Raw genomic sequence first — 16,480 nt, 5'->3', positions numbered from 1 at the left:
CTTTCTCCGTTAACCTGGTATTTGTTGCTTGTTGTGTTTGCTTGTTTAAAAAAATGCCGCAAAGCAGCACTGTGCGCAAGCGATTTGGCGGTGGAAAAATAAAAAACGTAATGGTGATTGCTGATTGATGAAAAAGGGTAGGGTATGGTGGCGTGTTTATTGATGAATCGATAATTTTTAGCGGATTTTATTGAATGGTTATATTTTACGGGGGCCAAATTGCTGACAAAGTGCGATTTGTTCATGCCGGATGCGGCGTGAACGCCTTATCCGGCCTACAAAAGCATGAAGATTCAATGTATTGCAGGAGCTGCGTAGGCCTGATAAGCGTAGCGCATCAGGCAGTTTGGCGTTTGTCATCAGAGCCAACCACGTCCGCAGACGTGGGTGGTATTCAGATAACGTCGATTTCAGCGACCGACGGGTAAATCCAGCTGGGGCGAAACGGCATACTGTCGATATCGTCGAGCGACGAAACACCAGAAAGCACAAGAATCGTTTCCAGACCTGCCTGGAAGCCCGCCAGAATGTCGGTACGCAGGTTATCGCCGACAATCACCGTTTCTTCTGAATGCGCCTGCATTTTGTTTAATGCCGCGCGGATGATCCACGGACTTGGCTTACCGACATAAAACGGTTTGCGCCCGGAGATTTTCTCAATCCCTGCACACAACGCGCCACAGGCGGGATAAAAACCGCGCCCGTGGGTGTCCGGGTTGGTGGCGATAAAGCGTGCACCGTTAGCGACGAAATAGGCTGCTTTATGCATCATGTCCCAGTTGTAGGAGCGCGTTTCGCCAACAATCACAAAATCAGGGTTCACATCGGTAATAGTGAAACCGGCTTTGTACAGCTCATGGATCAGCGCGCCTTCGCCCACTACATACGCTTTTTTACCTTCCTGGCGACGCAGGAAATCGGCGGTCGCCATCGCGGAGGTATAAAACACGCTGTCCGGTACATCGACACCGGCAGTGGCAAAGCGGTTCGCCAGATCTTGCCCGGTCTGCGAAGGATAGTTGGTCAGCAACACCAGCGGCAGGCCTTTATCCATAATCCCGTGCAAAAATTCCGCTGCACCTGGTACGGCGACATTATCGTGCATCAGCACGCCGTCGATATCGCAAATTACATTTTTAATGGTCATGGACTACCCAGAATATTGACAACAATAAGCGCCACTATAAAAGCACATTAATTTTCCAGCAAATGCTGGAGCAAAATACCGTTGAGCATGGCGCGTTTTACCAGCGCAAAAGCGCCGATTGCTGAGCGGTGATCCAGCTCAGAACGTACCACCGGCAGATTAGTGCGAAATGCCTTCAGCGCCTGGGTATTAATGCAGCTTTCAATAGCAGGGAGCAGCACTTTATCGGCTTCGGTGATTTCACCGGCAATAACAATTTTTTGCGGATTAAATAAGTTGATAGCAATGGCGATGGTTTTACCCAGATGACGACCGACATACTCAATCACTTCCGACGCCAGACCGTCACCTTTGTTCGCGGCTTTGCAGATAGTTTTGATGGTGCAATCGTCCAGCGGCACGCGACTCTGGTAGCCCTGCTTTAACAGATTCAACACCCGTTGTTCAATGGCAGCGTTGGCAGCGATAGTTTCCAGACAACCAAAGTTGCCGCAGTGGCAGCGTTCACCCAGCGGTTCGACCTGAATATGACCAATTTCACCGACGTTGCCGTTGCGACCGATAAAAATGCGCCCGTTAGAGATAATACCGGCCCCGGTTCCGCGATGTACTCGCACCAGAATGGAGTCTTCGCAATCCTGACTTGCACCGAAGTAGTGCTCTGCCAGCGCCAGACTACGGATATCGTGGCCGACAAAACAGGTCACTTTAAAACGCTCTTCCAGTGCTTCTACCAGCCCCCAGTTTTCCACCTGAATATGCGGCATGTAATGAATTTTGCCGCTGTCCGGGTCAACAAGCCCAGGCAGGATCACGGAAATCGCGATCAGCTCGCGCAGTTTGCGCTGGTAGCTATCAATAAACTGAGCAATGGCATTCAGCAGGGCATGTTCCAGCGTCTGCTGGGTTCGTTCAGGCAGCGGGTAATGTTCTTCTGCCAGCACTTTGCTACTGAGATCAAACAGGGTGATGGTGGCATCGTGACGACCAAGTCGTACGCCGATAGCGTGGAAATTACGAGTTTCAGTGACGATGGAGATAGCGCGGCGGCCTCCGGTGGAGGCCTGCTGATCGACTTCTTTGATCAGCCCGCGCTCGATAAGCTGACGTGTAATTTTGGTTACGCTGGCGGGGGCAAGCTGGCTTTGCTCAGCAATCTGAATTCGCGAGATTGGCCCGAACTGGTCAATCAGGCGATAAACCGCCGCGCTGTTAAGCTGTTTTACGAGATCAACATTACCTATCTGAGCTTGTCCGCCTGGTGTCATACTTTCTCTTATTGAGTTACGACCTCGTTACCATTAACGATGGTCTTAGTGATTTTAAAATCAGGTGTGAATGCGGTCAGGTTGGCCACTTTGCCTGCGGCGAGCGTGCCGAGACGTTTTTCAACGCCAATTGCACGTGCCGGGTAGAGCGTCGCCATACGCAAAACTTCATCCAGTGCGATACCGCAATGTTCGACCAGATTACGCACGCCTTCAATCATGGTTAAGGATGAACCGCTTAACGTACCATTTTCATCCACGCAAAGTCCGTTGCGGTAGTATATTGTTTTACCCGCAAAAATGAACTGTTCAATATTGGCGCCTGCTGGTGCAGTAGCGTCGGTGACCAGACACAGTTTGTCGCCTTTCAGACGTTTAGCGTTACGAATGTTGGCGTAATCAACATGCAGGCCATCAGCGATAATACCGCAATAAATGTCGGCGTCATCGAGGATCGCGCCCGCCAGGCCCGGTTCACGACCGGTAATATACGGCATCGCGTTGTACAGATGGGTGGCAAAGGTAATCCCCGCGCGGAAACCGGCTTTCGCTTCTTTCAGTGTTGCGTTGGAGTGACCGGCAGAAACTACAATCCCGGCATTTGCCAGTTTGCTGATCACTTCCGCAGGAACCATTTCCGGTGCCAGGGTAACTTTAGTAATCACATCAGCGTTTTCGCACAGGAAATCAACCAGCGCAGCATCGGGTTTACGCACGAAGTTCGGGTTATGAGTGCCTTTTTTCACCAGGTTCAGCCACGGACCTTCCAGATGCAAACCTAGCGCCTGGTTCGGATGGTTTGCCAGGTACTCGCGCATTACGCGCACACCCTGTTTCATCAGGTCATCGCTGGTGGTGATAAGCGTTGGCAGATAGTTAGTACAGCCAGATTTCTCATTGGCTTTTTGCATGATTTCCAGCGTTTCAACGCTTACCGCTTCCGCAGTATCGTTGAACTGTACGCCGCCGCAGCCGTTTAACTGCACATCAATAAAACCGGGGGAGAGAATGGCTCCGTTCAGTGAACGTTGTTCAATCTCTGGCGGCAGTTCCGCTACCGGACAGACACTTTTAATCAGGCCATCAGCGATAACAACCGCGTGGTCATCAAGAAATTCGTGACCGGTAAAGATCCGGCCCTGGGTTAATGCATACATTCCGACCCCCGATTTTAAAAATAATATTGCCCTGAGCAAGGTGTCAGGGCAGGGATAACAATTACAGACCTTTGATATTTTCTGCTTCTAATTCATTGAAATATCTTAAAGTCTTAACTTTCAGCTCCATGGTGGAAGGTTCATCGCACACCATGATCGCTTTCGGATGCAGTTGCAGACAGCTGATGGTCCACATATGGTTAACGCAACCTTCAACTGCGGCTTGCAGCGCCAGTGCTTTCTGGCTACCCAGAACCAGAATCATCACTTCTTCGGCATCCAGCAATGTACCAACACCGACAGTCAGAGCATATTTTGGCACCTGATTGACATCGTTATCAAAGAAACGAGAGTTAGCAACGCGAGTGTCATGAGTCAGGGTTTTGATACGGGTGCGAGAAGCCAGGGAGGAGGCTGGTTCGTTAAATGCGATGTGACCGTCGTTACCTACGCCGCCCATAAACAGATGAATTTTACCGTAAGAGCGGATTTTTTCTTCATACTGGCGGCACTCGGCGTCGATATCCGGGGCGTTACCGTTGAGAAGGTTTATATTTTCTGCTGGAATATCAACGTGATCGAAGAAATTACGGTGCATAAAGCTGTAGTAACTTTCCGGATGCTCTTTCGGCAGACCGACATATTCATCCATGTTGAAGGTGACAACGTGCTTAAAGCTGACCTGGCCTGCTTTATGCATTTCGACTAACGCTTTATAGGTGGTCATCGGTGTGCCGCCAGTCGGCAGACCGAGCACGAACGGACGATCGGCAGTCGGTTTGAACGCGTTGATACGATTAACGATATGGCGAGCAGCCCATTTGCCGACCTGTTCAGCGGTAGTCAGGGGGATCAGTCTCATTATTCACCTCAATAAGTAAAATGTAAGCCGTTGGCGGATTAGGCATCTTTAAGCGTAACCTGGATTTGCGCAGAGAGGCGTCAATCCGACCTGATTTTTTGAATGGTAAAATAAGTTTTCTGGTTTAGCCAGTAAAAGGGAGTAATGATAACGATATTTGGTGACAAAACTCACAAAAGACACGCGTTTAATTTGCGGTACGAATTAATTTTTTACACACTCTGTAGCAGATGATCTAACAATATGATTACAGAACATCGGCAGTACAGTTTGCAGCAAAATAAAAAACGGCTTTAAACAAGCCAAATAGGGTTCTCGTAGGGGGAATAAGATGAATATTTTAGGGTTTTTCCAGCGACTCGGTAGGGCGTTACAGCTCCCTATCGCAGTACTGCCGGTGGCGGCGCTGTTGCTGCGATTCGGTCAGCCAGATTTACTTAACGTTGCGTTTATTGCCCAGGCGGGCGGCGCGATTTTTGATAACCTCGCATTAATCTTCGCCATCGGCGTGGCATCCAGCTGGTCCAAAGACAGCGCAGGTGCGGCGGCGCTGGCAGGTGCGGTAGGTTACTTTGTGTTAACCAAAGCGATGGTGACCATCAACCCGGAAATCAATATGGGTGTACTGGCGGGTATCATTACCGGTCTGGTCGGTGGTGCAGCCTATAACCGCTGGTCCGATATTAAACTGCCGGACTTCCTGAGCTTCTTCGGTGGTAAACGTTTTGTGCCGATTGCCACAGGCTTCTTCTGCCTGGTATTGGCGGCTATTTTTGGTTATGTCTGGCCACCGGTGCAGCACGCTATTCATGCTGGTGGTGAATGGATCGTTTCTGCGGGCGCGCTGGGTTCCGGTATCTTTGGTTTCATCAACCGTCTGCTGATCCCAACCGGTCTGCATCAGGTGCTGAACACCATCGCCTGGTTCCAGATTGGTGAATTCACCAACGCGGCGGGGACGGTTTTCCACGGCGACATCAACCGCTTCTATGCCGGTGACGGCACTGCGGGGATGTTCATGTCCGGTTTCTTCCCGATCATGATGTTCGGTCTGCCGGGGGCGGCACTGGCGATGTACTTCGCAGCACCGAAAGAGCGTCGTCCGATGGTTGGCGGGATGCTGCTTTCCGTTGCTATCACCGCGTTCCTGACTGGTGTTACCGAGCCGCTGGAATTCCTGTTCATGTTCCTTGCGCCGTTGCTGTACCTCCTGCACGCACTGCTGACCGGTATCAGCCTGTTTGTGGCGACGCTGCTGGGTATTCACGCGGGCTTCTCTTTCTCTGCGGGCGCCATCGACTATGCGTTGATGTATAACCTGCCGGCAGCCAGCCAGAACGTCTGGATGCTGCTGGTGATGGGCGTTATCTTCTTCGTTATCTATTTTGTGGTATTCAGTGCAGTTATCCGCATGTTCAACCTGAAAACGCCAGGCCGTGAAGATAAAGAAGACGAAATTGTTACTGAAGAAGCCAACAGCAACACTGAAGAAGGTCTGACTCAACTGGCGACCAACTATATTGCTGCGGTTGGCGGTAGCGACAACCTGAAAGCGATTGACGCCTGTATTACCCGTCTGCGCCTGACGGTGGGTGACTCAGCCCGCGTCAACGATGCGATGTGTAAACGTCTGGGTGCTTCTGGGGTGGTGAAACTGAACAAACAGACCATCCAGGTGATTGTTGGTGCGAAAGCGGAATCTATCGGTGATGCGATGAAGAAAGTCGTTGCTCGTAGCCCGGTAGCTGCTGCTTCTGCTGAAGCGGCTCCGGCAACTGCCGCGCCGGCAGCAAAACCACAGGCTGTACCAAATGCAGTGTCTATCGCTGAGCTGGTATCGCCGATCACTGGTGATGTAGTCGCACTGGATCAGGTGCCAGACGAAGCGTTTGCCAGCAAAGCGGTGGGCGACGGTGTGGCGGTGAAACCGACGGATAAAATCGTTGTATCACCAGCCGCAGGGACTATCGTAAAAATCTTCAACACCAACCACGCATTCTGCCTGGAAACCGAAAAAGGCGCGGAGATCGTCGTCCACATGGGTATCGACACCGTAGCGCTGGAAGGTAAAGGCTTTAAGCGTCTGGTGGAAGAGGGCGCGCAAGTAAGCGCAGGGCAACCGATTCTGGAAATGGATCTGGATTACCTGAATGCTAACGCTCGTTCGATGATTAGCCCGGTGGTTTGCAGCAATATCGACGATTTCAGCGGTCTGATCATTAAAGCCCAGGGTCATGTTGTGGCGGGTCAAACGCCGCTGTATGAAATCAAAAAGTAATCTGTTTCATGCCTGATGCGACGCTTGACGCGTCTTATCAGGCCTACAAAAGCTCAGTGTAGGTTGGATAAGACGCACCAGCGTCGCATCCAACAATGACACAGGAGTGGCAAAAGCGGCGGATATCATCTTCGCCGCTTTTTTTTTCATCAATCATCCCCATAATCTCAGTGAGATTTTCTATTTTCTCTAACTAACAGTTGTCAGCCTGTCCCGCTTATAAGATCATACGCCGTTATACGTTGTTTACGCTTTGAGGAATCCACGATGAGTGAGGCAGAAGCCCGCCCGACTAACTTTATTCGTCAGATCATTGATGAAGATCTGGCCAGTGGCAAGCACACCACAGTACACACCCGTTTCCCGCCAGAACCAAATGGCTATCTGCATATTGGTCATGCGAAATCTATCTGCCTGAACTTCGGGATCGCCCAGGACTATAAAGGCCAGTGCAACCTGCGTTTCGACGATACTAACCCGGTAAAAGAAGATATCGAGTATGTCGAGTCGATCAAAAACGACGTTGAATGGTTAGGTTTTCACTGGTCTGGTAACGTTCGTTACTCCTCCGACTATTTTGATCAGCTCCATGCCTATGCGATCGAATTGATCAATAAAGGCCTGGCGTATGTCGATGAACTGACGCCGGAACAGATCCGCGAATACCGTGGCACCCTGACGCAGCCGGGTAAAAACAGTCCGTACCGCGACCGCAGCGTTGAAGAGAACCTGGCGCTGTTCGAAAAAATGCGTACCGGTGGTTTTGAAGAAGGTAAAGCCTGCCTGCGCGCGAAAATCGACATGGCTTCGCCGTTTATCGTGATGCGCGATCCGGTGCTGTACCGCATTAAATTTGCTGAACACCACCAGACTGGCAACAAGTGGTGCATCTACCCGATGTACGACTTCACCCACTGCATCAGCGATGCGCTGGAAGGCATTACGCATTCCCTGTGCACCCTGGAATTCCAGGACAACCGTCGTCTGTATGACTGGGTTCTGGACAACATCACCATTCCTGTTCATCCGCGCCAGTACGAATTCTCGCGCCTGAATCTGGAATACACCGTGATGTCCAAGCGTAAGCTGAACCAGTTGGTGACCGACAAGCACGTAGAAGGCTGGGACGATCCGCGTATGCCGACCATTTCTGGTCTGCGTCGTCGTGGTTACACTGCGGCTTCTATTCGTGAGTTCTGCAAACGCATCGGCGTGACCAAGCAGGACAACACCATTGAGATGGCATCTCTGGAATCCTGTATTCGTGAAGATCTCAACGAAAACGCGCCGCGCGCAATGGCGGTTATCGATCCAGTGAAACTGGTTATCGAAAACTATCAGGGCGAAGGCGAAATGGTCACTATGCCGAACCATCCGAACAAACCGGAAATGGGTAGCCGTCAGGTGCCGTTTAGCGGTGAGATTTGGATCGATCGCGCCGATTTCCGCGAAGAAGCTAACAAGCAGTACAAGCGTCTGGTGCTGGGTAAAGAAGTGCGTCTGCGTAATGCTTACGTGATTAAAGCAGAACGCGTGGAGAAAGATGCCGAAGGCAATATCACCACCATCTTCTGTACTTACGATGCCGACACTTTAAGCAAAGATCCGGCTGATGGTCGTAAAGTGAAAGGCGTTATTCACTGGGTAAGCGCGGCACATGCGCTGCCGGTTGAAATCCGCCTGTACGATCGTCTGTTCAGCGTGCCGAATCCAGGCGCTGCGGATGATTTCCTGTCGGTGATTAACCCTGAATCACTGGTCATCAAACAGGGCTTTGCTGAACCGTCTCTGAAAGACGCGGTAGCGGGTAAAGCGTTCCAGTTTGAGCGTGAAGGTTACTTCTGCCTCGACAGCCGCCATTCCACTGCGGAAAAACCGGTATTTAACCGCACCGTTGGGCTGCGTGATACCTGGGCGAAGGTTGGCGAGTAATTCTAAGTTTCACCATGCCGGATGCGGCGTAAATGCCGCATCCGGCAAGAAACACAAAACAGTATCAAACGCTAAATTGCCTGATGCGCTACGCTTATCAGGCCTACGAGATCTCTGCAATATATTGAATTTGCGTGCTTTTGTAGGTCGGATAAGGCGTTTACGCCACATCCGGCATGAAACATACAAACAATCCCAAACGCCGCGCTCTGCGGCGTTTTTTCTGCTTATCATCGCGAATTAATTCCGCTTCGCAATTTATCCGTAAAATAAATTTAAAAACACAAATCATAATTAAATAAAATGTAACCGCTTTCATCCTACTGGAAAGCCACATATTTTTTCTTCTACAAACTCTTCTGCTGCAAACTTAAATCCTGTAACAAAAATCATCAAAATATGTGCGGTTGCTCATGTTCTTACATTCTCGTTACAGAAAGAGATTGATAATTCGCGTCGCGAAAAATAGTCTGTTCCTGTAGTCAGCGAGACTTTTCTCAACGCTACTTTTTTAATTTTTATTTTTTTCGCTGTTCACCTGTGGTGCAGCAATTTATACGTCAAAGAGGATTAACCCATGCGTGCGTTTAGTGGCAAACGTAGTACGCTGGCGCTGGCTATCGCCGGTGTTACAGCAATGTCGGGCTTTATGGCAATGCCGGAGGCTCGCGCCGAAGGATTCATCGACGATTCAACCTTAACCGGCGGTATCTATTACTGGCAGCGTGAACGCGACCGTAAAGACGTTACCGACGGTGACAAATACAAAACCAACCTTTCTCACTCCACCTGGAACGCCAACCTCGATTTTCAGTCTGGTTATGCTGCTGATATGTTCGGCCTTGATATTGCCGCATTTACGGCGATTGAAATGGCAGAAAACGGCGATAGCTCCCACCCGAACGAAATCGCGTTTTCAAAAAGTAATAAAGCCTATGACGAAGACTGGTCCGGCGATAAAAGCGGTATAAGCCTGTATAAAGCAGCGGCCAAATTTAAATACGGTCCGGTGTGGGCGAGGGCAGGTTATATTCAGCCAACCGGTCAGACGCTGTTAGCGCCGCACTGGAGCTTTATGCCGGGTACTTATCAGGGTGCGGAAGCCGGGGCGAATTTTGATTACGGCGATGCCGGTGCGTTGAGTTTCTCCTACATGTGGACCAACGAATACAAAGCGCCGTGGCATCTGGAAATGGATGAGTTTTATCAGAACGATAAGACTACCAAAGTTGATTATCTGCACTCCCTCGGGGCGAAGTACGACTTCAAAAATAACTTCGTACTGGAAGCGGCGTTTGGTCAGGCGGAAGGGTATATCGATCAATATTTTGCCAAAGCCAGCTATAAATTTGATATCGCCGGTAGCCCGTTAACCACCAGCTACCAGTTCTACGGTACGCGCGACAAAGTTGACGATCGCAGCGTCAACGATCTTTATGACGGCACCGCCTGGCTGCAGGCGTTGACCTTTGGCTACCGGGCGGCTGACGTAGTGGATTTGCGCCTCGAAGGCACCTGGGTTAAAGCCGATGGTCAGCAGGGATACTTCCTGCAACGTATGACCCCAACCTACGCTTCCTCGAACGGTCGCCTGGATATCTGGTGGGATAACCGCTCTGACTTTAACGCCAACGGCGAAAAAGCGGTCTTCTTCGGTGCGATGTATGACCTGAAAAACTGGAATCTTCCAGGCTTCGCCATCGGCGCTTCCTACGTTTATGCATGGGATGCCAAACCAGCGACATGGCAGAGCAATCCGGATGCGTACTACGACAAAAACCGGACTATCGAAGAATCTGCATACAGCCTGGATGCGGTCTACACCATTCAGGACGGTCGCGCCAAAGGCACGATGTTCAAACTGCATTTCACCGAATACGACAACCACTCCGACATCCCAAGCTGGGGGGGCGGTTACGGCAACATCTTCCAGGATGAGCGTGACGTGAAATTCATGGTTATCGCGCCGTTCACTATCTTCTGATGCCCGACGCGGCAGGCATTTCACCTGCCGCATGTTTGAGGAATTTGCTATGAAAAAACTGATTCTCATCACCATGATGGCATCGGGGCTGGTGGCTTGTGCGCAATCAACCGCGCCACAGGAAGACAGTCGTCTGAAAGAAGCTTACAGCGCCTGCATCAACACAGCACAAGGCTCGCCGGAAAAAATTGAGGCCTGCCAGAGCGTGTTAAACGTGCTGAAGAAAGAGAAACAACATCAGCAGTTTGCCGACCAGGAAAGTGTGCGGGTACTGGATTATCAGCAGTGTCTGCGCGCAACGCAAACCGGTAACGACCAGGCAGTGAAAGCCGATTGCGATAAAGTCTGGCAGGAAATTCGCAGTAATAACGCTACGCAGTAAAAACAAAAAAAGCGAGGGCTGTAACTCTCGCTTGTTCTTATTTCCCTGGTATAAAAAAGCCAACCCGCAGGTTGGCTTGAGACTTATGGAAAACGCTAAATTGCCTGATGCGCTGCGCTTATCAGGCCTACCTTTTTATGCAATATATTGAATTTGAGATGATTTGTAGGCCGGATAAGGCGTTCACGCCGCATCCGGCACGAACAAATCTCACTATGCCAATAATATAAAGCCAACCCGCAGGTTGGCTTTTCTCGTTCAGGCTGACTTATTTGCCTTCGTGCGCGTGCTCATCTTCGCGGCAATCGCCTTCGGCGCAGTGACCGTAAAGATAGAGACTATGGTTAGTCAGGCGAATACCATGTTTCGCGGCGATTTCACGCTGACGCGCTTCGATAGATTCATCACTAAATTCAATAACCTTGCCGCAGTCGAGGCAGATCAGGTGATCGTGATGATGTTGCTGGGTCAGTTCAAATACGGATTTACCGCCTTCAAAATTGTGGCGGGTGACGATACCGGCATCGTCAAACTGGTTCAGTACGCGATATACCGTAGCCAGACCAATTTCTTCACCCATATCGATCAGACGTTTGTATAAATCTTCCGCACTGACGTGATGGTTGTCCGGCTCCTGAAGAACTTCCAGGATTTTTAAACGAGGAAGCGTTACTTTCAGGCCAGCTTTCTTTAGGGCGGTATTGTTATCAGTCATGCGGAATCTGTCCTGTTACTAAGCGGTTCACTTCATTAGGAGAAGTGACAGAATTTGCTCTTGAGATAATGCGTATCATTATAGAATTGCCACGCCTAAATGAAAACTACAAGTCCCTGGCAAATATTGTTAATAAAAACGTGGCTTAGCTTACATTTACATCGGCAAGGCCACTTCAATACTGGAACATTGTACAGGTACTACGGCAAAAGTTACAAATTTGTAGCAATTATTTTGATTGGCATTATCTATTAATACGGCGTAGACATTAGCCTACACCGCATCACATCAGGCGTTGATAATTTCGTCGAGATGCAGCTCTTCAGAAATTTGCTTAACCCATTTTTCCACGCGTTCAGCGGTCAGTTCCGGCTGACGGTCTTCGTCAATAGCCAGGCCGACAAAGTGATCGTCATCTGCCAGACCTTTTGATGCTTCGAAATGGTAGCCCGCAGTTGGCCAGTGACCCACGATAGTCGCGCCGCGCGGTTCGATGATGTCACGGATAGTGCCTAATGCATCACAGAAATATTCGGCGTAATCTTCCTGGTCGCCACAGCCAAACAGGGCAACCAGTTTACCATTGAAATCAATCTCTTCGAGAGTCGGGAAGAAGTCGTCCCAGTCACACTGCGCTTCGCCGTAATACCAGGTTGGGATACCCAGCAGCAGAATGTCATAAGCTTCCAGATCTTCTTTGCTGCTTTTTGCAATGTCATGGACATCGGCAACGTCTTTACCAAGCTGTTTTTGAATCATTTTTGCGATATTTTCGGTATTACCGGTGTCGCTGCCGAAAAAGATGCCAGTGATAGCCATGAGTGAAATAACCTCTTGAAACTTATTGAAATGGGGGTGGCAAATTGCCCACGGATAAAGGCAATCATAGCAGAACAGGCAGTCTTGCGGAATCAGCAAACGGGCAGGACTGCACACTGTGCTACATGAAAGTGGAAATTTAAACGATGCCCTGACTACGCAGTGCCGCCAACTGCTGCATCAAAATCTCTTCGATCAGTTCGCTACGGCTCATATTGCGCGACTCTGCCAGCTCATTCAGCGCCTCGACAGCTTCCGCGTTCAGCTTCAGTTCGACACGCTTAAGACCACGTACTTTGTCGCGTTTTAGCTGGTTGCGTTTATTAATACGCAGCTGTTCATCGCGCGAAAGCGGATTGGTTTTCGGTCGTCCCGGTCGACGCTCGTGCGCGAACAGATCTAATGTCGTACGGTCCGTTTGTTCTTTGGCCATGATCTTGGTGACTTCGGGGGAAACAATCAGCCGGGCGTCTGCCCGGATGGATAGCGCGCCATAATACATCAGCGCGATGAGTCACGCCAACGCCCACGCGCGGAAAGCGACGCGGACGCTGGGTTTTTAATCAGTTGCGTTAATCATTGAGATAGCGACGGATGGCGCGCAGTACCGCATCAGGTTTTTCGGCGTGTACCCAGTGACCCGCACCCGCAATCACATGCGCCCGTGCCTGCGGGAATTGCGCCAGTAAATCATCACGATATTGTTCAGTGACATACGGTGAATTACCGCCGGGGATAAACAGGGCAGGGTGATCCCATGCCGGGATTTTCTCCCAGCCAACAATATGCGGATACTGATCCCACAACACTGGCACGTTAAAACGCCATTCACCATCAACGTAAGATTTCAGCAGAAACTGAATCACCCCTTCTTCATTCAGATGTTGGCGCATCACCGTTGCTGCCTGCTGTCGCGTTTGTGCGCTGGATTCGCTGACGGCGTTGATGGCGGCGAAAATCTCATCATGACGACGCACGTGATAATCAACCGGCGCAATATCGATCGCCACCAGCTTATCGATGCGATCGGGGGCCAGTGCAGTTAGCGCCATAACGGCTTTACCGCCCATAGAGTGACCGATAAACGTCGCTTTTTCGATCTGTTGTGCATCCAGCGTATCCAGCAGATCTTGCGCCATTGCTGGATAATTCATCACAGGATCGCGCGGTGAAAGTCCGTGGTTACGCATATCGACCTGGATAATATTGTGGTCGCTCACCAGGTCGCGCGCCAGAACGCCGAGGTTGTCGAGACTACCAAACAAACCGTGGACGAGGACGATGGGAGAATTATTATGCTGGTTTTGTGCAGATTGCGCGCGGATATTCAATTTCATGGCAAAGTTCTTTTTTTCGCGAAGTCGGGTTAGGGTATTATGTTGACCATTGTGCCACAGGGCTGCAACAAATAAGGTTTAATCCGAGTTTTTCTGCAAGCCAGGCTTGACGCTATCCGCTGCCGGGATTTATTCATATACTCCTGGCGACTTGTATTCAGCTAAGACACCGCACTGGATTAAGATGAAAACGATTGAAGTTGATGATGAACTCTACAGCTATATTGCCAGCCACACTAAGCATATCGGCGAGAGCGCATCCGACATTTTACGGCGCATGTTGAAATTTTCCGCCGCATCACAGCCTGCTGCTCCGGTGACGAAAGAGGTTCGCATTGCGTCGCCTGCTATCGTCGAAGCGAAGCCGATCAAAACGATTAAAGACAAAGTACGCGCAATGCGTGAACTTCTGCTTTCCGATGAATACGCAGAGCAGAAGCGCGCGGTCAACCGCTTTATGCTGCTGTTGTCTACACTATATTCTCTTGACGCTCAGGCGTTTGCCGAGGCAACGGAATCGTTGCATGGTCGCACGCGCGTTTACTTTGCGGCAGATGAACAAACGCTGCTGAAAAATGGTAATCAGACCAAGCCGAAACATGTGCCAGGCACGCCGTATTGGGTGATCACCAACACTAACACCGGCCGTAAATGCAGCATGATCGAACACATCATGCAGTCGATGCAATTCCCGGCGGAATTGATTGAGAAGGTTTGCGGAACTATCTAAAACGTTGCAGATAAAGGACAAAGCAATGGCAATCCACAATCGTGCAGGTCAACCTGCACAACAGAGTGATTTGATTAACGTCGCCCAACTGACGGCGCAATATTATGTACTGAAACCAGAAGCAGGGAATGCGGAGCATGCGGTGAAATTCGGTACTTCCGGTCACCGTGGCAGTGCAGCGCGCCACAGCTTTAACGAGCCGCACATTCTGGCGATCGCTCAGGCAATTGCTGAAGAACGTGCGAAAAACGGCATCACTGGCCCTTGCTATGTGGGTAAAGATACTCACGCCCTGTCCGAACCTGCGTTCATTTCCGTACTGGAAGTGCTGGCAGCGAACGGTGTAGACGTTATTGTGCAGGAAAACAATGGCTTCACTCCGACGCCTGCCGTTTCCAATGCCATTCTGGTTCACAACAAAAAAGGTGGCCCGCTGGCAGATGGTATCGTGATTACGCCGTCCCATAACCCGCCGGAAGATGGTGGTATCAAATACAACCCGCCAAATGGTGGCCCGGCTGATACCAACGTCACTAAAGTGGTGGAAGACAGAGCTAACGCACTGCTGGCCGATGGCCTGAAAGGCGTGAAGCGTATCTCCCTCGACGAAGCGATGGCATCCGGTCATGTGAAAGAGCAGGATCTGGTGCAGCCGTTTGTGGAAGGTCTGGCGGATATCGTTGATATGGCGGCGATTCAGAAAGCTGGCCTGACGCTGGGCGTTGATCCGCTGGGCGGTTCCGGTATCGAATACTGGAAGCGCATTGGCGAATATTACAACCTCAACCTGACCATCGTTAACGATCAGGTCGATCAAACCTTCCGCTTTATGCACCTCGATAAAGACGGCGCGATCCGTATGGACTGCTCTTCTGAGTGTGCGATGGCGGGTCTGCTGGCGCTGCGTGATAAGTTCGATCTGGCGTTTGCTAACGACCCGGATTATGACCGTCACGGCATCGTCACTCCGGCAGGTTTGATGAATCCAAACCATTACCTGGCGGTGGCAATCAACTACCTGTTCCAGCATCGTCCGCAGTGGGGTAAAGATGTTGCCGTGGGTAAAACGCTGGTTTCTTCTGCGATGATCGACCGTGTGGTCAACGATTTGGGGCGCAAGCTGGTAGAAGTACCGGTAGGCTTCAAATGGTTTGTTGATGGTCTGTTCGACGGTAGCTTCGGCTTTGGCGGCGAAGAGAGCGCGGGGGCTTCCTTCCTGCGTTTCGACGGTACGCCGTGGTCAACCGATAAAGACGGCATCATCATGTGTCTGCTGGCTGCGGAAATTACCGCAGTCACCGGTAAGAACCCGCAGGAACACTACAACGAACTGGCGAAACGCTTTGGTGCTCCGAGCTACAACCGCTTGCAGGCAGCTGCGACTTCCGCACAAAAAGCGGCGCTGTCTAAGCTGTCTCCGGAAATGGTGAGCGCCAGCACTCTGGCAGGTGACCCAATTACCGCGCGCCTGACTGCTGCTCCGGGCAACGGTGCTTCTATTGGCGGTCTGAAAGTGATGACTGACAACGGCTGGTTCGCCGCGCGTCCGTCAGGCACTGAAGACGCATACAAGATCTACTGCGAAAGCTTCCTCGGTGAAGAACATCGCAAGCAGATCGAGAAAGAAGCAGTCGAGATTGTTAGCGAAGTTCTGAAAAACGCGTAAACATATTAAATAAGAAAAAGGGCGGTCGGAAGATCGCCCTTTTTACTTATGACTGCCTGATGCGCTACGCTTATCAGGCCTACGAGGATAGTGCAATCTATTGAATTTACGCTATTTTGTAGGCCGGACAAGGCGTTCACGCCGCATCCGGCATGAACAACGAGCACTTTGTTAATAATCCCAAAGGGCGATCATTCGATCAC

The 16,480-nt window shown here is 50.6% G+C and carries 15 protein-coding genes and 2 pseudogenes; 7 read left to right on the top strand and 10 right to left on the bottom strand.

The annotated features are described in order from the left end of the window. Positions 1 to 245: 245 nt before the first annotated feature. Positions 246 to 344 (top strand): annotated as a pseudogene (locus A7098_RS24085) (hypothetical protein); the annotation flags it as partial. Between the two features lie 50 nt (positions 345 to 394). Here the strand turns inward: A7098_RS24085 and nagD are convergent. The 4 genes from nagD to nagB form a co-directional block, all read right to left on the bottom strand. Beyond that, entirely contained in the window at positions 395 to 1,147 is a 753-nt protein-coding gene (gene nagD / locus A7098_RS01340; protein ID WP_000153129.1) for a ribonucleotide monophosphatase NagD, read from the bottom strand. A gap of 47 nt (positions 1,148 to 1,194) precedes the next feature. After that, on the bottom strand, positions 1,195 to 2,415 hold the full coding sequence (nagC, locus tag A7098_RS01335) for a DNA-binding transcriptional regulator NagC (RefSeq protein WP_000187570.1): 1,221 nt from the start codon (positions 2,413 to 2,415) through the stop codon (positions 1,195 to 1,197). An 8-nt stretch (positions 2,416 to 2,423) separates the two neighbouring features. After that, entirely contained in the window at positions 2,424 to 3,572 is a 1,149-nt protein-coding gene (gene nagA, locus A7098_RS01330; RefSeq protein ID WP_000271146.1) for an N-acetylglucosamine-6-phosphate deacetylase, read from the bottom strand. A 61-nt stretch (positions 3,573 to 3,633) separates the two neighbouring features. Further along, positions 3,634 to 4,434 carry a glucosamine-6-phosphate deaminase gene (gene nagB, locus A7098_RS01325; RefSeq protein WP_001237072.1) on the bottom strand — a complete coding sequence of 267 codons (801 nt, stop codon included), beginning with the start codon at positions 4,432 to 4,434 and terminating at the stop codon, positions 3,634 to 3,636. Between the two features lie 331 nt (positions 4,435 to 4,765). Here nagB and nagE point away from each other — a divergent pair, with 331 nt between their 5' ends. The 4 genes from nagE to chiQ all read left to right on the top strand — a co-directional run bounded on the left by nagE (position 4,766) and on the right by chiQ (position 11,010). Beyond that, positions 4,766 to 6,712, top strand: a complete 1,947-nt coding sequence (nagE, locus tag A7098_RS01320) for a PTS N-acetyl glucosamine transporter subunit IIABC (RefSeq protein WP_105280212.1) — start codon at positions 4,766 to 4,768, stop codon at positions 6,710 to 6,712. A gap of 267 nt (positions 6,713 to 6,979) precedes the next feature. Then, positions 6,980 to 8,644: a glutamine--tRNA ligase gene (glnS, locus tag A7098_RS01315; protein ID WP_001287167.1), complete on the top strand. Its 1,665-nt coding sequence runs from the start codon at positions 6,980 to 6,982 to the stop codon at positions 8,642 to 8,644. 577 nt (positions 8,645 to 9,221) lie between these two features. Next, the gene (chiP, locus tag A7098_RS01310; protein WP_001201191.1) at positions 9,222 to 10,628 is read left to right on the top strand and encodes a chitoporin; all 1,407 of its coding nucleotides are present in this window, start codon (positions 9,222 to 9,224) and stop codon (positions 10,626 to 10,628) included. A 49-nt stretch (positions 10,629 to 10,677) separates the two neighbouring features. Then, positions 10,678 to 11,010, top strand: a complete 333-nt coding sequence (gene chiQ / locus A7098_RS01305; protein ID WP_105280211.1) for a ChiQ/YbfN family lipoprotein — start codon at positions 10,678 to 10,680, stop codon at positions 11,008 to 11,010. A 268-nt stretch (positions 11,011 to 11,278) separates the two neighbouring features. On the opposite strand, the gene fur is transcribed toward chiQ, so the two are convergent. The 5 genes from fur to ybfF all read right to left on the bottom strand — a co-directional run bounded on the left by fur (position 11,279) and on the right by ybfF (position 13,881). After that, positions 11,279 to 11,725, bottom strand: a complete 447-nt coding sequence (gene fur, locus A7098_RS01300) for a ferric iron uptake transcriptional regulator (protein ID WP_000131706.1) — start codon at positions 11,723 to 11,725, stop codon at positions 11,279 to 11,281. Then, positions 11,718 to 11,804, bottom strand: a complete 87-nt coding sequence (gene uof / locus A7098_RS01295) for a fur leader peptide (RefSeq protein ID WP_001695552.1) — start codon at positions 11,802 to 11,804, stop codon at positions 11,718 to 11,720. Before uof ends, fur begins: the two co-directional genes overlap by 8 nt. A 209-nt stretch (positions 11,805 to 12,013) precedes the next feature. Continuing rightward, a complete protein-coding gene (gene fldA / locus A7098_RS01290; protein ID WP_010346538.1) occupies positions 12,014 to 12,544 on the bottom strand; it encodes a flavodoxin FldA in 531 nt (176 codons plus the stop codon). Between the two features lie 139 nt (positions 12,545 to 12,683). Beyond that, entirely contained in the window at positions 12,684 to 12,977 is a 294-nt protein-coding gene (gene ybfE, locus A7098_RS01285; protein WP_024165168.1) for a LexA regulated protein, read from the bottom strand. A gap of 139 nt (positions 12,978 to 13,116) precedes the next feature. Continuing rightward, positions 13,117 to 13,881 carry an esterase gene (ybfF, locus tag A7098_RS01280; RefSeq protein WP_000773260.1) on the bottom strand — a complete coding sequence of 255 codons (765 nt, stop codon included), beginning with the start codon at positions 13,879 to 13,881 and terminating at the stop codon, positions 13,117 to 13,119. A gap of 184 nt (positions 13,882 to 14,065) precedes the next feature. Between ybfF and seqA the strand changes: the two genes are divergently transcribed. After that, positions 14,066 to 14,611, top strand: coding sequence for a replication initiation negative regulator SeqA (gene seqA / locus A7098_RS01275; protein ID WP_001515978.1), 546 nt, complete (start codon positions 14,066 to 14,068; stop codon positions 14,609 to 14,611). Positions 14,612 to 14,636: 25 nt separating this feature from the next. Continuing rightward, positions 14,637 to 16,277 (top strand): phosphoglucomutase (alpha-D-glucose-1,6-bisphosphate-dependent), encoded by a 1,641-nt coding sequence (gene pgm, locus A7098_RS01270; protein WP_001297249.1) that lies wholly within the window; start codon positions 14,637 to 14,639, stop codon positions 16,275 to 16,277. A 53-nt stretch (positions 16,278 to 16,330) separates the two neighbouring features. Here the strand turns inward: pgm and A7098_RS24080 are convergent. Beyond that, a pseudogene (locus tag A7098_RS24080) lies at positions 16,331 to 16,429 on the bottom strand (hypothetical protein); the annotation flags it as partial. Positions 16,430 to 16,480 lie beyond the last annotated feature (51 nt).

The organism is Escherichia sp. MOD1-EC7011 (genome assembly GCF_002965005.1).
Lineage (GTDB): Bacteria > Pseudomonadota > Gammaproteobacteria > Enterobacterales > Enterobacteriaceae > Escherichia > Escherichia ruysiae.
Note: the sequence above shows the minus strand (reverse complement) of the source record. Positions and strands in the feature narration are given on the sequence as shown.